Source organism: Shinella fusca (assembly GCF_014203155.1).
Classification (GTDB): Bacteria; Pseudomonadota; Alphaproteobacteria; order Rhizobiales; family Rhizobiaceae; genus Shinella; species Shinella fusca.
Window position 1 is genome coordinate 398,408 of record NZ_JACHIK010000001.1, and the last position, 14,930, is coordinate 413,337.

The window sequence follows — 14,930 nt, forward strand, 5'->3', positions numbered from 1 at the left end:
CATATCCCAAAACCCGCACAGCTCATGCTATAAGCCGAACGGAAAGGAAAAGCCCGCCGATGGATCTATCCACGCTCTGCCTTGTGCATGGCATTCTCGATGAACGCGGTGTCCGCAGGGCGGCGGCCGCCGCCGGCCGTCCCGCCTCCAGCGCCAGTGCGGCGCTGCGCCGGGTCGAGGCGGTGCTGTCCGTGCCGCTGGTGCGGCGCGACGGGCAGGCGCTCGTGCCGACGCTGGAGGCCGAGGCCCGCCTGCCGCGCTTTGCCGAGATCGCCCGCGCGGCCATGGCGCTCGCGGCCCTCGGCGGCCGGGCAAAGGCGCCCGCCGTCTCGCTGGACGCCCTTACCCGCTTTACCGCCGCCGTGCGCGCCGGCAGCATCAATGCGGCGGCAAGGGAACTCGGCCTCGGCCAGCCGCAGCTGACGCGCCAGCTCACGCATCTGGAAAAGGCCGTCGGCTGCAAGCTCCTCGACCGTTCGGCGACCGGCATCGGCTGCACGCCTGCGGGCCTCGAAGCCCTTGCGCTTGCCGAGCGCATCGCCGCGGCGTGGGAATCGCTCTTCGCCGCCTCGGCCGAGCGCTTCCGCCGCAGCGCCGCCACCTGGCGGCTCGGCACCGTCATTCCCTTCGGCCACGAGAGCGAGATCGCCGCCATGCTCGCCCGCCTCGCCGTCGGGTGGCGGGCGGCGCGGCCGCGCCAGCCGCTCTTCCTCTCCTCGACGACCGCGGACGAACTGGTGGCCGGCCTCAAGAACCGGCGCTTCGACCTCATCCTTCTCGATACGGACCGCTATCCCGCCGAATTCGAGGGCCGGCTGATCGCCCGCTCGCGGCTCGCCCTCGCCGGCCCGCGCTCACTGGGCGGGGAGGACCGGCAGGACCTTGCCGCCCTCATTCGCGCCCATCCCGTCGCCGTGCCGAGCCCGCGCAGCGGCCTGCGCCAGATGACGGACCGCTTCCTCGAAGCCGCGCTTTCCCCGGCGGAACGGGCGCGGCTGACGCTGGTCGAGGTCGATTCCATTCCCGTCATCATCAATCTCGTGCTGCGCCACGGCCATCTCTCGGTGCTGCCGGAGCAGTCCGTCGCCAACGTCGCCCCGCCGCTCGCGCTCCTGCCGCTCGATGCCGCCTACCAGCAATCCCTCAGCCTCGTCTGGCCGCGCGACGCGCTTTCCCGGCAGGCGGCCGAGACCATGGCGGCCCTGCTCGAAAAGCGTTAGGCCTTCGTCCCCGCCCGCAGCCGCCGCCGCGTCTCCGTCGGGCTTTCGTGGTAGTGGGCGCGGTAGCTGCGCGAGAAGGCGGAGGAGGAGTTGAAGCCGGTGAGCGCGGCGATGTCGGCGAATTCGGCCCGGGTCTCGATGACCTTACGGCGGGCGGCGTTGAGCCGGAGCGCCAGATAGTGCTGGTGCGGGGCGACGCCCATCGCCTCCTGAAAGAGATCCTGCAAATGCCGCGCGCTGATGCCGACGCGCCGTGCCAGCCGGGCGAGCGTCAGCGGCGCGTCCACCGTCTCCTCCATCAGCCGCACCGCCTGGCTGACACGCTGGTCGGCGACGCGCATGTTGCCGAGCGCCGGCACCTGCAGGAGGCCGCCGGTGCGCTCGTGCTCGTAGATGAAGAGCCGCGAGACCTCCAGCGCCAGCGAATAGCCCTGCCGGCGGCGGATGATCTCCAGCATCAGGTCGAGCGTCGGCAGCGAGCCGCCCGTGGTGATGCGCTTGCCGTCGATGACGTAGCGCTCGCGCATCACGGCGATCTGCGGGTAGCGCGAGGCGAATTCCTCCATGTCCTCCCAGTGGATCGTCACCGAATGGCCGTCGAGAAGGCTCGCCTCGGCAAGCAGCCAGCTTCCCGATTCGATGCCCGCCATCATGCTGCGGTAACGCGCCGTCTGCGAAAGCTGGCGGCGCAACAGGGATGTCGCACTCATCTGCCATTGATAGGAGGAGAGCACGAACAGCGGATGCGCCTCCTTCTCCGGCCGGAAGGGGCCGTCGACGGGAACCGGAATGCGGCTGCGCGTCTCGACCGGCTGGCCGTCCGGCGAGAACATCCGCCAGCGGTAGAGGTCCTGCCCGGAAATCCGGTTCGCCGCGCGCAGGGGCTCGATGACCGAGGCGACGAGGATCAGGTTCGTCTCGGGCAGGATGAGGATGTCGATGTCGAGCGTGTCCGAAGAGGGATCGAGCATGGCGCGATCCTGCCTGCCTGCTTCTCGAATTGTCAAGAATGGATCCGAAAAGTGAAAGCATTGCGCCGTCTCTTGGCTCGTAATGGCCTCAACGGGAATACTGGGAGAACGACAATGCCTCTTGCGATGAATCGCGACGTCTTCATCACCTGCGCCGTCACCGGCTCCGGCGACACCGCCGGCAAATCCCCTCATGTTCCGCGCTCGCCCAAAGAGATCGCCGAATCGGCCATCGACGCCGCGAAGGCCGGCGCCGCCGTCGTCCATTGTCACGTCCGCGATCCGGAGACCGGCGCGCCGAGCCGGCGCAACGACCTCTACCGCGAGGTGACGGAGCGCATCCGCGACTCGGAAGTGGACGTGGTGCTGAACCTCACCGCCGGCATGGGCGGCGACATGATCTTCGGCAACACCGAGCAGCCCCTTCCGCTCAACCCCGTCGGCACCGACATGGCCGGCGCCACCGAGCGCGTTTCCCACGTCGCCGAATGCCTGCCGGAAATCTGCACGCTCGACTGCGGCACGATGAACTTCTCGCTCGGCGACTACGTGATGACCAACACGCCCTCCATGCTGCGCGCCATGGGCAGGATGATGACGGACCTCGGCGTGCGCCCGGAGATCGAGGCCTTCGACACCGGCCATCTCTGGTTCGCCAAGCAGCTCGTCGAGGAAGGCGTGATCGAGGATCCCGTGCTCATCCAGCTCTGCATGGGCGTTCCGTGGGGCGCGCCGGACGACCTCAACACCTTCATGGCAATGGTCAACAACGTGCCGTCCAACTGGACCTTCTCCGCCTTCTCCATCGGCCGCAACGCCATGGCCTACCCGGCCGCCGCGGTGCTTGCCGGCGGCAACGTCCGCGTCGGCCTCGAAGACAACCTCTACGTCGCCAAGGGCCATCTCGCCACCAACGCGCAGCTCGTGGAAAAGGCCGTCACCATCATCGAAAGCATGGGCGCCCGCATCATCGGCCCGGCCGAGGTGCGCGAGAAGCTGAAGCTGACGAAGCGCGCGCCGCGCGGGTGACGACGGGGAGCTGGGGCGGAGGCGGTTTACCCCCCCTCTGCCCTGCCGGGCATCTCCCCCTCAAGGGGGGAGATCGGCAAGAGGCAGGCTCCCCCTTTTCACCGCGACGTTTGCAATGGGCAAGGCATTGCCCCATCCGATCTCCCCCCTTGAGGGGGAGATGCCCGGCAGGGCAGAGGGGGGTGCCGCATCTGAACACCGTTACTATGAAGGCAGTATCCTCATGACCACCATCCACAAGGCAGCCTGTGTCGGCGGCGGCGTCATCGGCGGGGCCTGGGTCGCGCGCTTCGCGCTGGCCGGCATCGACGTGAAGGTCTTCGATCCGCATCCCGAGGCCGAGCGCATCATCGGCGAGGTCATGGCCAATGCCGAGCGCGCCTACGGCATGCTCACCATGGCGCCCCTGCCGCCGAAGGGAAAGGTCACCTTCTGCAAGAGCTTGGAAGACGCCGTCGAAGGCGCTGACTGGATTCAGGAAAGCGTCCCCGAGCGGCTGGAGCTGAAGCGCGGCGTGCTGACGAAGATCGACGCGGCCGCAAGGCCCGACGCGCTCATCGGCTCCTCCACCTCCGGCCTGATGCCGACCGATCTCCAGCGCGACATGAAGCACCCCGAGCGCCTGTTCGTCGCCCACCCCTACAACCCCGTCTATCTCCTGCCGCTCGCCGAGCTCGTCGGCGGCGAGAAGACCTCGCGCGCCGTGCTGGAAGACGCGAAAGCCAAGCTCGCGCCCATCGGCATGAAGGGCGTGATCATCAACAAGGAGATCGAGGCCTTCGTCGGCGACCGCCTGCTGGAAGCCGTCTGGCGCGAGGGCCTCTGGCTCATCAAGGACGACATCTGCGACACCGAGACGCTCGACGACGTGATCCGCTATTCCTTCGGCATGCGCTGGGCGCAGATGGGCATGTTCGAGACCTACCGCATCGCCGGCGGCGAAGCGGGCATGCGCCACTTCCTCGCGCAGTTCGGCCCCTGCCTCTCCTGGCCCTGGACGAAGCTTACCGACGTCGTCGACCTCAATGACGAACTCGTGGAGAAGATCGCGAACCAGTCCGACGCCCAGTCCGGCGCACGCGGCATCCGCGAACTGGAGCGCATCCGCGACCAGAACCTCGTCGGCATCATGCACGCGCTGAAGGCCGGCGACGAGGGCCGTGGATGGGGCTCGGGCAAGCTGCTCGCCGATTTCGAGGCGCATCTGTGGGCGAAGGCCGGCAAGGCGAAGGTCGAGGTCTCCGCAAGCGAACCGCTCCGCCTCCTCGACGCGAAGGTCAACGCCGCCTGGGTCGATTACAACGGCCACATGACGGAGCACCGCTATCTCCAGCTCTTCGGCGATACGTCCGACGCGCTGCTGCGCCTCATCGGCGTCGACTTCGACTATGTCGAGGCCGGCCACAGCTACTACACGGTGGAAACCCATATCCGCCATCTCGGCGAAGCCAAGCTCGGCCAGGCGCTCTACACGACGCTCCAGCTGCTTTCGTCCGACAGGAAGCGCCTGCACTTCTTCACCCGCATCCACGACGCCGCGACCGGCGACGTCATCGCGACGGCCGAGCAAATGATGGTCCATGTCGACTCGAAGGCCGGCAAGAGCGTCGATGCGCCCGCCGACGTGCTGGCGAAGATCGCACCGATCGCCGAGGCCCATGCGAAGCTGGCGCTGCCGGAAGGCGCGGGGCGGAGCGTCGGGCAGAAGCATAAGTAAGGCGCAAGCTCCACCCCCCTCTGCCCTGCCGGGCATCTCCCCCTCAAGGGGGGAGATCGGCTTGGGGCAAGGCGGTGCCACGATCCAATCTCCCCCCTTGAGGGGGAGATGCCCGGCAGGGCAGAGGGGGGTAGCCGCACGCACCTCCCGCACAAAATACGGGAGGACTTTTCAATGAATTTCGCATTGACCGACGAGCAGCAGATGATCGTGGACACGGTCCGCGCCTTCGTCGAGACGGAGATCTATCCGCATGAGAACGAGGTCGAGCGCACCGGCCATGTGCCGCCGGAGCTCGGCCAGGAAATCGCCCGCAAGTGCAAGGAGATCGGCTTCTTCGGCTGCAACATGCCCGAGGAGGTCGGCGGCGCCGGGCTCGACCACACCTCCTTCACGCTGGTCGAGCGCGAGCTTGGCCGCGGCTCGATGGCGCTCACCGTCTTCTTCGGCCGCCCCTCGGGCATCCTGATGGCCTGCAACGACGAGCAGCGCGAGAAATACCTGCTGCCGGCCGTCAGCGGCGAGAAGTTCGACGCGCTCGCCATGACCGAGCCGGACGCCGGCTCGGATGTGCGCGGCATGAAGTGCTTCGCCCGCAAGGATGGCGACGACTGGGTGGTAAACGGCACCAAGCACTTCATCAGCCACGCCAACATCGCCGATTTCGTCATCGTCTTCATCGCCACCGGCGAGGAGGACACGCCGCGCGGCAGGAAGAAGCTCATCACCTGCTTCCTCGTCGACCGCGGCACGCCGGGCTTCGAAATCCGCGAGGGCTACAACTCCGTCTCGCACCGTGGCTACAAGAACTGCATCCTCACCTTCGACGAGTGCCGCCTGCCCTCCGCGCAGATCCTCGGCGAGGTCCACAAGGGCTTCGACATCGCCAATGACTGGCTCTACGCAACGCGCCTCACGGTCGCCGCCACCTCGGTCGGCCGCGCCCGCCGCGCCTTCGACTACGCCCTCAACTACGCCGCCGAAAGAAAACAGTTCGGCAAGCCGATCGGCGCGAACCAGGGCGTCTCCTTCAAGCTCGCCGACATGATCACCGAGATCGACGCCGCCGACCTCCTGACGCTCTCGGCAGCCTGGCGGCTCGACCAGGGCCTGCCGTCGAACCGCGAGATCGCCTCGGCCAAGGTCTATGCGACGGAAATGCTCGCCCGCGTCACCGACGAGGCGATCCAGATCTTCGGCGGCATGGGCCTGATGGACGACCTGCCGCTGGCCCGCTTCTGGCGCGACGCCCGCGTCGAGCGTATCTGGGACGGCACTTCGGAAATCCAGCGCCACATCATCAGCCGCGACCTGCTGCGGCCGCTGGGGGCTTGAGGATGGTGCGTGGAACTGCCCCTCACCCTAACCCTCTCCCCGCAAGCGGGGAGAGGGGACGCGGCCAACGAAACGCAGCGATTGAGGAAACCGGCGCGGCATATCCCTTCTCCCCGTTCACGGGGAGAAGGTGCCCGGCAGGGCGGATGAGGGGCAAACCCGCAACGGAGGCATCGCTATGACCGTCCGCCCCCTCGACCGCCTCATCCGCCCGAAATCCATCGCCGTCTTCGGCGGCAAGGAGGCGCGGCGGGTCATCTACCAGTGCGACAAGATGGGCTTTGCCGGCGATATCTGGCCGGTGCATCCGCGCGAGGACGAAATCCTCGGGCGCAAGTGCTACCGCTCCGTCGCCGAGCTGCCGGGCGCGCCGGATGCCTCCTTCGTCGGCGTCAACCGCGAGCTGACCATCGGCATCATCCGCGACCTCGCAGCGCGCGGCGCGGGCGGGGCGGTCTGCTACGCCTCCGGCTTCCGCGAGGCCGTCAGCGAGCTTGCCGACGGTGACGACCTGCAGAAGGCACTGGTGGAGGCGGCGGGCGACATGCCGATCCTCGGGCCGAACTGCTACGGCTTCATCAACATGCTGGACGGCGCCCTGCTCTGGCCCGACCAGCACGGCATGCTGCGCATCGAAAAGGGCGTCGCCGTCCTCACCCAGTCCTCCAACATCGCCTGCAACATCTCCATGCAGCAGCGCGGCCTGCCGCTCGCCTATATCCTGACGGCCGGCAACCAGGCGCAGACCGGCCTTGCCGATCTCGCCCTCGCCGTCCTCGAAGACCCGCGCGTCACCGCCGTCGGCCTGCACATCGAGGGTTTCGACAGCCTCGAGGCGCTGGAGCGCCTCGGCCTGCGCGCCCGGGAACTGAAGAAGCCGGTCGTCACGCTCAAGGTCGGCAAATCCGAGCAGGCGCAGCTTGCGACCGTCTCGCACACCGCCTCGCTCGCCGGCAACGACGCCGTTTCCTCGGCCCTCCTCGCCCGCCTCGGCATCGGCCGGGTCGAGACGCTGCCGGAGCTGCTGGAGACGCTCAAGCTGCTGCATGTCGCCGGCCCCCTGCCGAGCTACGACATCTCCTCCATGTCCTGCTCGGGCGGCGAGGCCTCGCTGATGGCCGATGCCGGCGTGAAGCGGAAGGTGAACTACCGCGCGCTGAAGGATTTCCAGCGCCAGCCGCTGCGCGAGACGCTCGGCCAGATGGTGACGATCTCCAACCCGCTCGACTACCACACCTTCGTCTGGGGCAACCGCGAGAAGCAGACCGAGGCCTTCACCACGATGATGAAGGGCGGCTACGCGCTGAACCTCGTCGTGCTCGATTTCCCGCGCCTCGACCGCTGCGATGCGGCCGACTGGACGACGACCTGCCACGCCGTCATCGACGCTTCGAAAGCCGCGGGCGCGCATGCCGGCATCGTCGCCAGCATGGGCGAAAACATGCCGGAGGCAACCGCCGAGATGCTGATGCGGAACGGCGTCGTGCCCTTCTACGGCATCGAGGAGGCGCTGGCCGCCGCCGAGGCCGCCGCCGGCATCGGCGAGGCCTGGGCAAAGCCGCAGCCCGCCCCGCTCCTCAAGACGACGGCAAGCGAGGGCGAGGCGGTCACCCTCACCGAGCACGAGGCCAAGCAGGCGCTCGCCGCCCATGGCGTGCCGGTGCCGAAGGGCCTGACGGCCGGAACGGCCGAGGATGCCGCGCAGGCCGCCGAAACGCTCGGCTTCCCGGTCGTCGTCAAGGGCCTCGGCATCGCGCACAAGACCGAGGCCAGCGCGGTGAAGCTGAACCTTGCCGGCCGCGAGGCGGTGCTGGAGGCAGCGCATGCCATGGCCGGCGTCGCCTCGGGCTTCCTCGTGGAAAAGATGGTGGCAAGGCCCGTCGCCGAGCTCATCGTCGGCGCCATGCGCGATCCGGTCGCCGGCCCCGTGCTGACCGTCGGCGCCGGCGGCATCCTCGTCGAATTGCTGGAGGATTCGGCGATCCTGACGCTGCCGACGGACGAAACGGCGATCCGCGCGGCGATAGGAAACCTCAAGGTTGCAAAACTGCTCGACGGCTATCGCGGCGGCCCGAAGGGCGACGTCGACGCCCTTGTCGCCGCCGTCGCATCAGCGGCATCCTATGTCGTTTCAAACGCTTCAATAATCGAAGAACTGGACGTTAATCCCGTAATGGTGCTGCCGGAAGGCGACGGTGTCGTCGCGGCCGACGCACTGATCCGTCTGAGGAAAAACCCATGACCGGACCGATAAGACAGCGCCGCGAAGGTGGCATCCTGGAAGTCACGATCGATCGCCCCAAGGCGAACGCCATCGACCTCGTGACCAGCCGCATCATGGGCGAGATCTTCCGGGATTTCCGCGACGACGATACTCTGCGCGTCGCCATCGTCACCGGCGCGGGCGAAAAGTTCTTCTGCCCGGGATGGGACCTGAAGGCCGCCGCCGCGGGCGATGCGGTAGACGGCGACTACGGTGTCGGCGGCTTCGGCGGCATGCAAGAGCTGCGCGACCTCAACAAGCCGATCATCTGCGCCGTCAACGGCATCTGTTGCGGCGGAGGGCTGGAGATCGCGCTTTCCACCGACCTCATCCTCGCCGCCGGGCACGCCACCTTCGCCCTGCCGGAAATCCGCTCCGGCACGGTGGCGGATGCCGCCTCGATCAAGCTGCCGAAGCGAATCCCCTACCACATCGCCATGGACATGCTGCTGACCGGCCGCTGGCTGGATGCGGCGGAGGCGCACCGCTGGGGCTTCGTCAACGAGATCCTGCCCGCCGACAGGCTGATGGACCGCGCCTGGGAGCTGGCGCGCCTCCTCGAAAGCGGCCCGCCGCTCGTCTATGCCGCCATCAAGGAGGTCGTGCGCGCCGCCGAGGGCGAGACCTTCCAGGCGACCATGAACCGGATCACCAAGCGGCAGTTCCGCTCGGTCGACATCCTCTATTCCAGCGAGGACCAGCTGGAAGGCGCCCGCGCCTTCGCCGAAAAGCGCGATCCCGTCTGGAAGGGACGATGAGGAAAGCGCTCCTGCATCGGGCGCAATCCGCGACATGCCATAAGCCTGGCTTGTGGAAAAAATAGAAAAATTAGGGCGTTACATGTGCCCTATAGATAGGTAGCTTTATAGGGAGCAAGCCGCGGCGCGGCGGAAAAAGGAGGCCTTCGGGAGACGCAAACACACCTGCGGCGGCATAAAAAGCGGCGGCAAGGTTGCCTTAGAGGCGAAAAACAGAAATTCTGCCAATCATAACGACAAATGCCCAAAACAGGGCCAGCAAAGGGAACAGGGGAATGACTGACTACACCAGATATCTCACCAGCCAGGTCGCGCTCGGCAAGATGAACCGCCGCGAGTTCATGGGCCGCGCTGCCGCCTTCGGCGTCACGCTCGCCGTCGCCGGCACGATGTTCGACACCGCCGCCAAGGCCCAGGAGCCCAAGCGCGGCGGCAACCTCAAGCTCGGCCTCGAGGGCGCTGCGGCGACCGATTCGAAGGACCCGGCAAAGGCCCTCTCGCAATTCATGTTCGTCGTCGGCCGCAACTGGGGCGACATGCTCGTCGAATCCGAGCCGCTGACCGGCCAGCCCGTGCCGGCGCTTGCCGAATCGTGGGAGCCCTCCGCCGACGCCTCGACCTGGACCTTCACCATCCGCAAGGGCGTGAAGTTCCACGACGGCAAGGAACTGACCGTCGACGACGTCATCAAGACCCTGCAGCGCCACACCGACGAGAAGTCGGAATCCGGCGCGCTCGGCGTCATGAAGTCGATCAAGGAGATCAAGGCGGACGGCGACAAGCTGGTCCTCACGCTGACGGAAGGCAATGCCGACCTGCCGCTGCTGCTCACCGACTACCACCTGATCATCCAGCCGAACGGCGGCCTCGACGATCCGAACGCCCAGATCGGCACCGGCCCCTACAAGGTCACCAGCTTCGAGGCCGGCGTCCGCGCCACCTTCGAGCGCAACAAGGACGACTGGCGCCAGGACCGCGGCTTCGTCGACACGATCGAGATGATCGCGATGAACGACGCGACGGCCCGCATCGCGGCGCTGTCCTCCGGCCAGGTGCACTACATCAACCGCGTCGATCCGAAGACCGTCGACCTCCTCAAGCGCGCGCCGACCGTGGAAATCCTCTCCACCTCCGGCCGCGGCCACTACGTCTTCATCATGCATTGCAACACGGCGCCGTTCGACAACAACGACCTGCGCATGGCGCTGAAATACGCCATGGACCGCGAGACGATGCTGGAAAAGGTGCTCGGCGGCTACGGCAAGATCGGCAACGACTTCCCGATCAACGAGACCTATGCCCTCTTCCCCGAAGGCATCGAGCAGCGCGCCTACGACCCGGACAAGGCCGCCTTCCACTACAAGAAGTCTGGCCACAGCGGCTCGGTGCTGCTGCGCACCTCCGACGTCGCCTTCCCGGGCGCCGTCGACGCCGCCGTCCTCTACCAGGAAAGCGCCAAGAAGGCCGGCATCGAGATCGAGGTCAAGCGCGAGCCGGGCGACGGCTACTGGTCGAACGTGTGGAACGTGCAGCCCTTCTCCACCTCCTACTGGGGCGGCCGGCCGACGCAGGACCAGATGTATTCCACCGCCTATCTCTCGACGGCCGACTGGAACGACACCCGCTTCCTGCGCCCGGACTTCGACAAGATCCTGCTCGAAGCCCGCTCGGAACTCGACGAGGCCAAGCGCAAGGACATGTACCGCACCATGGCCATGATGGTGCGTGACGAGGGCGGCCTGATCCTGCCGATGTTCAACGACTTCGTGAACGCCTGCGGCAAGAACGTGAAGGGCTATGTCCACGACATCGGCAACGACATGTCGAACGGCTATGTCGCAACCCGCGTGTGGCTCGACGCCTGATGACCGGCGGCGGACCGGCGCACGGTCCGGAGCTGACAGCAACGGCGGCTGCGGGCGATAGCCCGCAGTCTGCCGGCGTTGCCGGGTCGGTTGCGTCCACTGGAACTCCCGCGATCGAAGCTGCGCCTTCGTTCTGGGCGAAATTCAGCAAGAGCAGCCCCCTGGTGGCGCTCATCGTGCAGCGCTTCGCGCTCAGCATCGGGCTGCTCTTTGCCGTGTCCCTGATGATCTTCGGGGGCGTGGAAGCCCTGCCCGGCGACTTCGCCACCACCTATCTCGGCCAGTCCGCGACGCCGCAGGCCATCGAGAACATCCGCAAGGACCTCGGCCTCGACCAGCCGGCCACGACCCGCTACGTCCAGTGGCTCGGCGGGGCGATCAAGGGCGACTTCGGCAAGTCCTGGGCCTCGCGGAACTCGGTCAGCGAGCAGATCGGCAAGCGCCTCGGCAATTCGCTCTTCCTCGCCTTCTTCGCCGCGATCATCTCCGTGCCGCTCGCCGTCGGGCTCGGCATGCTGGCGGTGCAATACCGAAACCGCCTGCCGGACAAGATCATCAACGTCATCTCGCTGGCGGCGATCTCGCTGCCGGAATTCTTCGTCGGCTACCTGCTGATCCTGTTCTTCGCCGTGAAGATGGGCATCGCCACCTTCCCGGCGACGGTCTACGATTCCATGACGCTCGGCCAGCGCCTCTCGGCCATCGCCCTGCCGACGGCGACCCTCGTCCTCGTCGTGCTCGCCCACATGATGCGCATGACGCGGGCGGCGATCCTCAACGTCATGTCGTCGGCCTATGTGGAGACGGCGGAGCTCAAGGGCCTTTCCGGCCTCAGGATCATCGCCAGGCACGCCGCGCCGAACGCGGTCGCCCCGGTCATCAACGTCATCGCGCTGAACCTTGCCTATCTCGTGGTCGGCGTCGTCGTGGTGGAGGTGGTGTTCGTCTATCCCGGCATGGGCCAGTACATGGTCGACGCCGTGACGGTGCGCGACATGCCGGTGGTGCAGGCCTGCGGACTGATCTTCGCCGCTTTCTACATCTTCCTCAACATGTTCGCCGACATCCTCGCGATCGTCGCGAACCCCAGATTGAGGCACCCGCGATGAGACTTTCCACCATCCCCCTCAGCGCCTGGATCGGCATCCTCGGCATCGCGCTTGCCCTCTTCTGCGCCGTCTTTGCCCCCTTCATCGCCCCCCACGGCGAAAGCGAGATCGTCGGTGCCATCTGGCAGCCGATGGGCGGCGACTACCTGCTCGGCACGGACAATCTCGGCCGCGACCTCTTCTCGCGGCTGATCTTCGGCGCCCGCACCACGATCTTCGTGGCGCTGGCGGCGACCGTCCTCTCCTTCTCGCTCGGCATGCTGCTCTCCTTCACGGCAGCGGTGACGGGCGGCTTCATCGACCAGGCCTTCTCGCGCTTCAACGACCTGATGATGGCGATCCCCACGCTGATCTTCGCCCTCGTCGTGCTCGCGGTGCTGCCGCAGCAGCTCTGGATCCTCATCCTCGTCATGGCGATCCTCGATTCGACGCGCGTCTACCGCATCGGCCGGGCCGTCGCGCTCGACGTCGCGGTCATGGAGTTCGTGGAGGCCGCGCGCCTTCGCGGCGAAGGCACGGGCTGGATCATCTTCCGCGAGATCCTGCCCAACACGCTCTCGCCGCTCTTGGCCGAATTCGGCCTGCGCTTTGCCTTCTCGATCCTGTTCCTCTCCACCCTCTCCTTCCTCGGCCTCGGCATCCAGCCGCCGGCCGCCGACTGGGGCGGCATGGTCAAGGACAACAAGGACGGCATCATCTTCGGCATCTCGGCCGCGCTCATTCCGGGCGGGGCCATCGCGGGGCTGGCGATCTGCGTCAACCTCGTCGTCGACTGGCTGATGAAACGCACCTCGAGCCTCAAGGGGGGACGCGGCGATGCCTGATCTTCTTTCCGTCAAGAATCTCAAGATCGAGGCGACGAGCTACCCGCCGGGCGAACCGCCGAAGACCGTCACGCTCGTCGAGGGCGTCTCCTTCGACGTGGAGAAGGGCAAGGTGCTCGGCCTCATCGGCGAATCGGGCGCCGGCAAATCCACCATCGGCCTCACCGCGCTCGCCTACGGGCGGGGCGGGGTGCGGATTACCGGCGGCGAGGTGAAGCTCAACGGCGAGGACCTCCTGAAGCTCTCGCCGGCCGGCATCCGCAAGGTGCGCGGCTGCAAGGTCTGCTACGTCGCGCAGTCGGCGGCCGCCGCCTTCAACCCCGCCCACCGGCTCGGCGAGCAGGTGATCGAGGCGTCCCTGAAGCACGGCATCATGAGCCGGGCGGAGGCGGAAAAGCGCGCGCTCTACCTCTTCAGGGTGCTCGGCCTGCCGAACCCGGAGACCTTCGGCCAGCGCTACCCGCACCAGGTCTCGGGCGGCCAGCTCCAGCGCGCCATGACCGCCATGGCGCTCTGCCCCAATCCCGAGCTCATCGTCTTCGACGAGCCGACGACGGCGCTCGACGTGACGACGCAGATCGACGTGCTTGCCGCCATCAAGCACGCCATCGAGGAGACGCACACCGCCGCGCTCTACATCACCCACGACCTTGCCGTCGTGGCGCAGATCACGGACGACATCCTCGTTCTCCGCCACGGCAAGATGGTGGAATACGGCACGGTGCGCGAGATCATCGAGGAGCCGAAGCAGGATTATACCCGCGCGCTCGTCAACGTGCGCGGCACACGGCGCGACGAGGCGCCGGACCAGTCGGACACGCTCCTGAAGGTCGAGAACATCACCGCCGGCTATTCCAACGGCTTCAAGGTGCTGCAGGACGTCTCGCTGCACCTGCCGAAGGGCCAGACGCTGGCAGTGGTGGGCGAATCGGGCTCGGGCAAGTCCACCCTCGCCCGCGTCATCACCGGCCTCCTGCCGCCGCAGGACGGCACGATCAGCTTCGACGGCAAGCCCTTGCCGAAGGCGCTGAAGGGCCGGTCGAACGACGAGCTGCGCCGCATCCAGATGATCTACCAGATGGCCGACACCGCGATGAACCCGCGCCAGACGGTGCGCGACATCATCGGCCGCCCCCTCACCTTCTATTACGGCATGCGCGGCGCCAGGAAGACCGAGCGGGTGAAGGAACTCCTGGACCAGATCGAGATGGGCGGCCGCTTCGCCGACCGCTACCCGGCCGAGCTCTCCGGCGGCCAGAAGCAGCGCATCGCCATAGCAAGGGCGCTCGCCGCCCAGCCGGAGCTCATCCTCTGCGACGAGCCCACCTCCGCGCTCGACCCGCTGGTGGCCGAAGGCATCCTGAAGCTCCTCCTGAAACTCCAGGAGGAAACGCAGGTCTCCTATATGTTCATCACCCACGACATCGCCATCGTCCGCGCCATCGCCGATTCGGTGGCCGTGATGCACCGCGGCAAGCTCGTGCGCTTCGGCCCGAAGTCGAAGGTCCTCTCCCCGCCCTTCGACGACTACACGGACCTTCTGCTGAAGTCGGTTCCCGAAATGGAGATCGGCTGGCTGGAACGGGTGCTGGCGACACGGCGCATGGAAAGCGCGGGGAATTGACCAAAACGGGCGGCTTCGGCCGCCCGTCCCGATGTTCCGCACAAGCCCCCTCCGGCCGCCTTACGGCGGCCGCTGGCGTCCCCGCATCCCTCCACTTGTCTTTGGACCACCCACCTCTCCTCCGTCATCCTCGGGCTTGACCCGAGGATCCACGCTTCACGGCACGCCTTGCATTTGTGAATGGATCCTCGGGGTCAAGCCCGAGGATGACGATG

Annotated in this window: 11 protein-coding genes; 10 read left to right on the forward strand and 1 reads right to left on the reverse strand. The window is 67.0% G+C overall.

From position 1 onward, the window contains the following. The first annotated feature begins 59 nt into the window (after positions 1 to 59). On the forward strand, positions 60 to 1,220 hold the full coding sequence (locus tag HNQ66_RS01950) for a LysR family transcriptional regulator (protein ID WP_184140287.1): 1,161 nt from the start codon (positions 60 to 62) through the stop codon (positions 1,218 to 1,220). Here the strand turns inward: HNQ66_RS01950 and HNQ66_RS01955 are convergent. Beyond that, the gene (locus HNQ66_RS01955) at positions 1,217 to 2,191 is read right to left on the reverse strand and encodes a GlxA family transcriptional regulator (protein ID WP_184140289.1); all 975 of its coding nucleotides are present in this window, start codon (positions 2,189 to 2,191) and stop codon (positions 1,217 to 1,219) included. The genes HNQ66_RS01950 and HNQ66_RS01955 overlap by 4 nt on opposite strands. A gap of 114 nt (positions 2,192 to 2,305) precedes the next feature. On the opposite strand from HNQ66_RS01955, the gene bcoG reads away from it, so the two are divergent. From bcoG to HNQ66_RS02000, 9 genes are all read left to right on the forward strand, one after another. Next, a complete protein-coding gene (gene bcoG, locus HNQ66_RS01960) occupies positions 2,306 to 3,220 on the forward strand; it encodes a 3-dehydrocarnitine:acetyl-CoA trimethylamine transferase BcoG (RefSeq protein WP_184140291.1) in 915 nt (304 codons plus the stop codon). 223 nt (positions 3,221 to 3,443) lie between these two features. Beyond that, positions 3,444 to 4,937, forward strand: coding sequence for a carnitine 3-dehydrogenase (locus HNQ66_RS01965; RefSeq protein ID WP_184140293.1), 1,494 nt, complete (start codon positions 3,444 to 3,446; stop codon positions 4,935 to 4,937). A gap of 174 nt (positions 4,938 to 5,111) precedes the next feature. Further along, a complete protein-coding gene (locus HNQ66_RS01970; protein ID WP_184140295.1) occupies positions 5,112 to 6,272 on the forward strand; it encodes an acyl-CoA dehydrogenase family protein in 1,161 nt (386 codons plus the stop codon). Positions 6,273 to 6,450: 178 nt separating this feature from the next. Then, positions 6,451 to 8,514, forward strand: coding sequence for an acetate--CoA ligase family protein (locus HNQ66_RS01975; protein WP_184140297.1), 2,064 nt, complete (start codon positions 6,451 to 6,453; stop codon positions 8,512 to 8,514). After that, a complete protein-coding gene (locus HNQ66_RS01980; protein ID WP_184140299.1) occupies positions 8,511 to 9,293 on the forward strand; it encodes a carnitinyl-CoA dehydratase in 783 nt (260 codons plus the stop codon). The genes HNQ66_RS01975 and HNQ66_RS01980 overlap by 4 nt, the downstream gene beginning before the upstream one ends. A 275-nt stretch (positions 9,294 to 9,568) precedes the next feature. Beyond that, positions 9,569 to 11,158: an ABC transporter substrate-binding protein gene (locus HNQ66_RS01985; protein ID WP_184140301.1), complete on the forward strand. Its 1,590-nt coding sequence runs from the start codon at positions 9,569 to 9,571 to the stop codon at positions 11,156 to 11,158. After that, on the forward strand, positions 11,158 to 12,267 hold the full coding sequence (locus HNQ66_RS01990) for an ABC transporter permease (RefSeq protein WP_210308635.1): 1,110 nt from the start codon (positions 11,158 to 11,160) through the stop codon (positions 12,265 to 12,267). Before HNQ66_RS01985 ends, HNQ66_RS01990 begins: the two co-directional genes overlap by 1 nt. Continuing rightward, a complete protein-coding gene (locus HNQ66_RS01995) occupies positions 12,264 to 13,091 on the forward strand; it encodes an ABC transporter permease (RefSeq protein WP_184140305.1) in 828 nt (275 codons plus the stop codon). The genes HNQ66_RS01990 and HNQ66_RS01995 overlap by 4 nt, the downstream gene beginning before the upstream one ends. Beyond that, the gene (locus HNQ66_RS02000; RefSeq protein WP_184140307.1) at positions 13,084 to 14,715 is read left to right on the forward strand and encodes an ABC transporter ATP-binding protein; all 1,632 of its coding nucleotides are present in this window, start codon (positions 13,084 to 13,086) and stop codon (positions 14,713 to 14,715) included. The genes HNQ66_RS01995 and HNQ66_RS02000 overlap by 8 nt, the downstream gene beginning before the upstream one ends. The last annotated feature ends 215 nt before the right edge of the window (positions 14,716 to 14,930 follow it).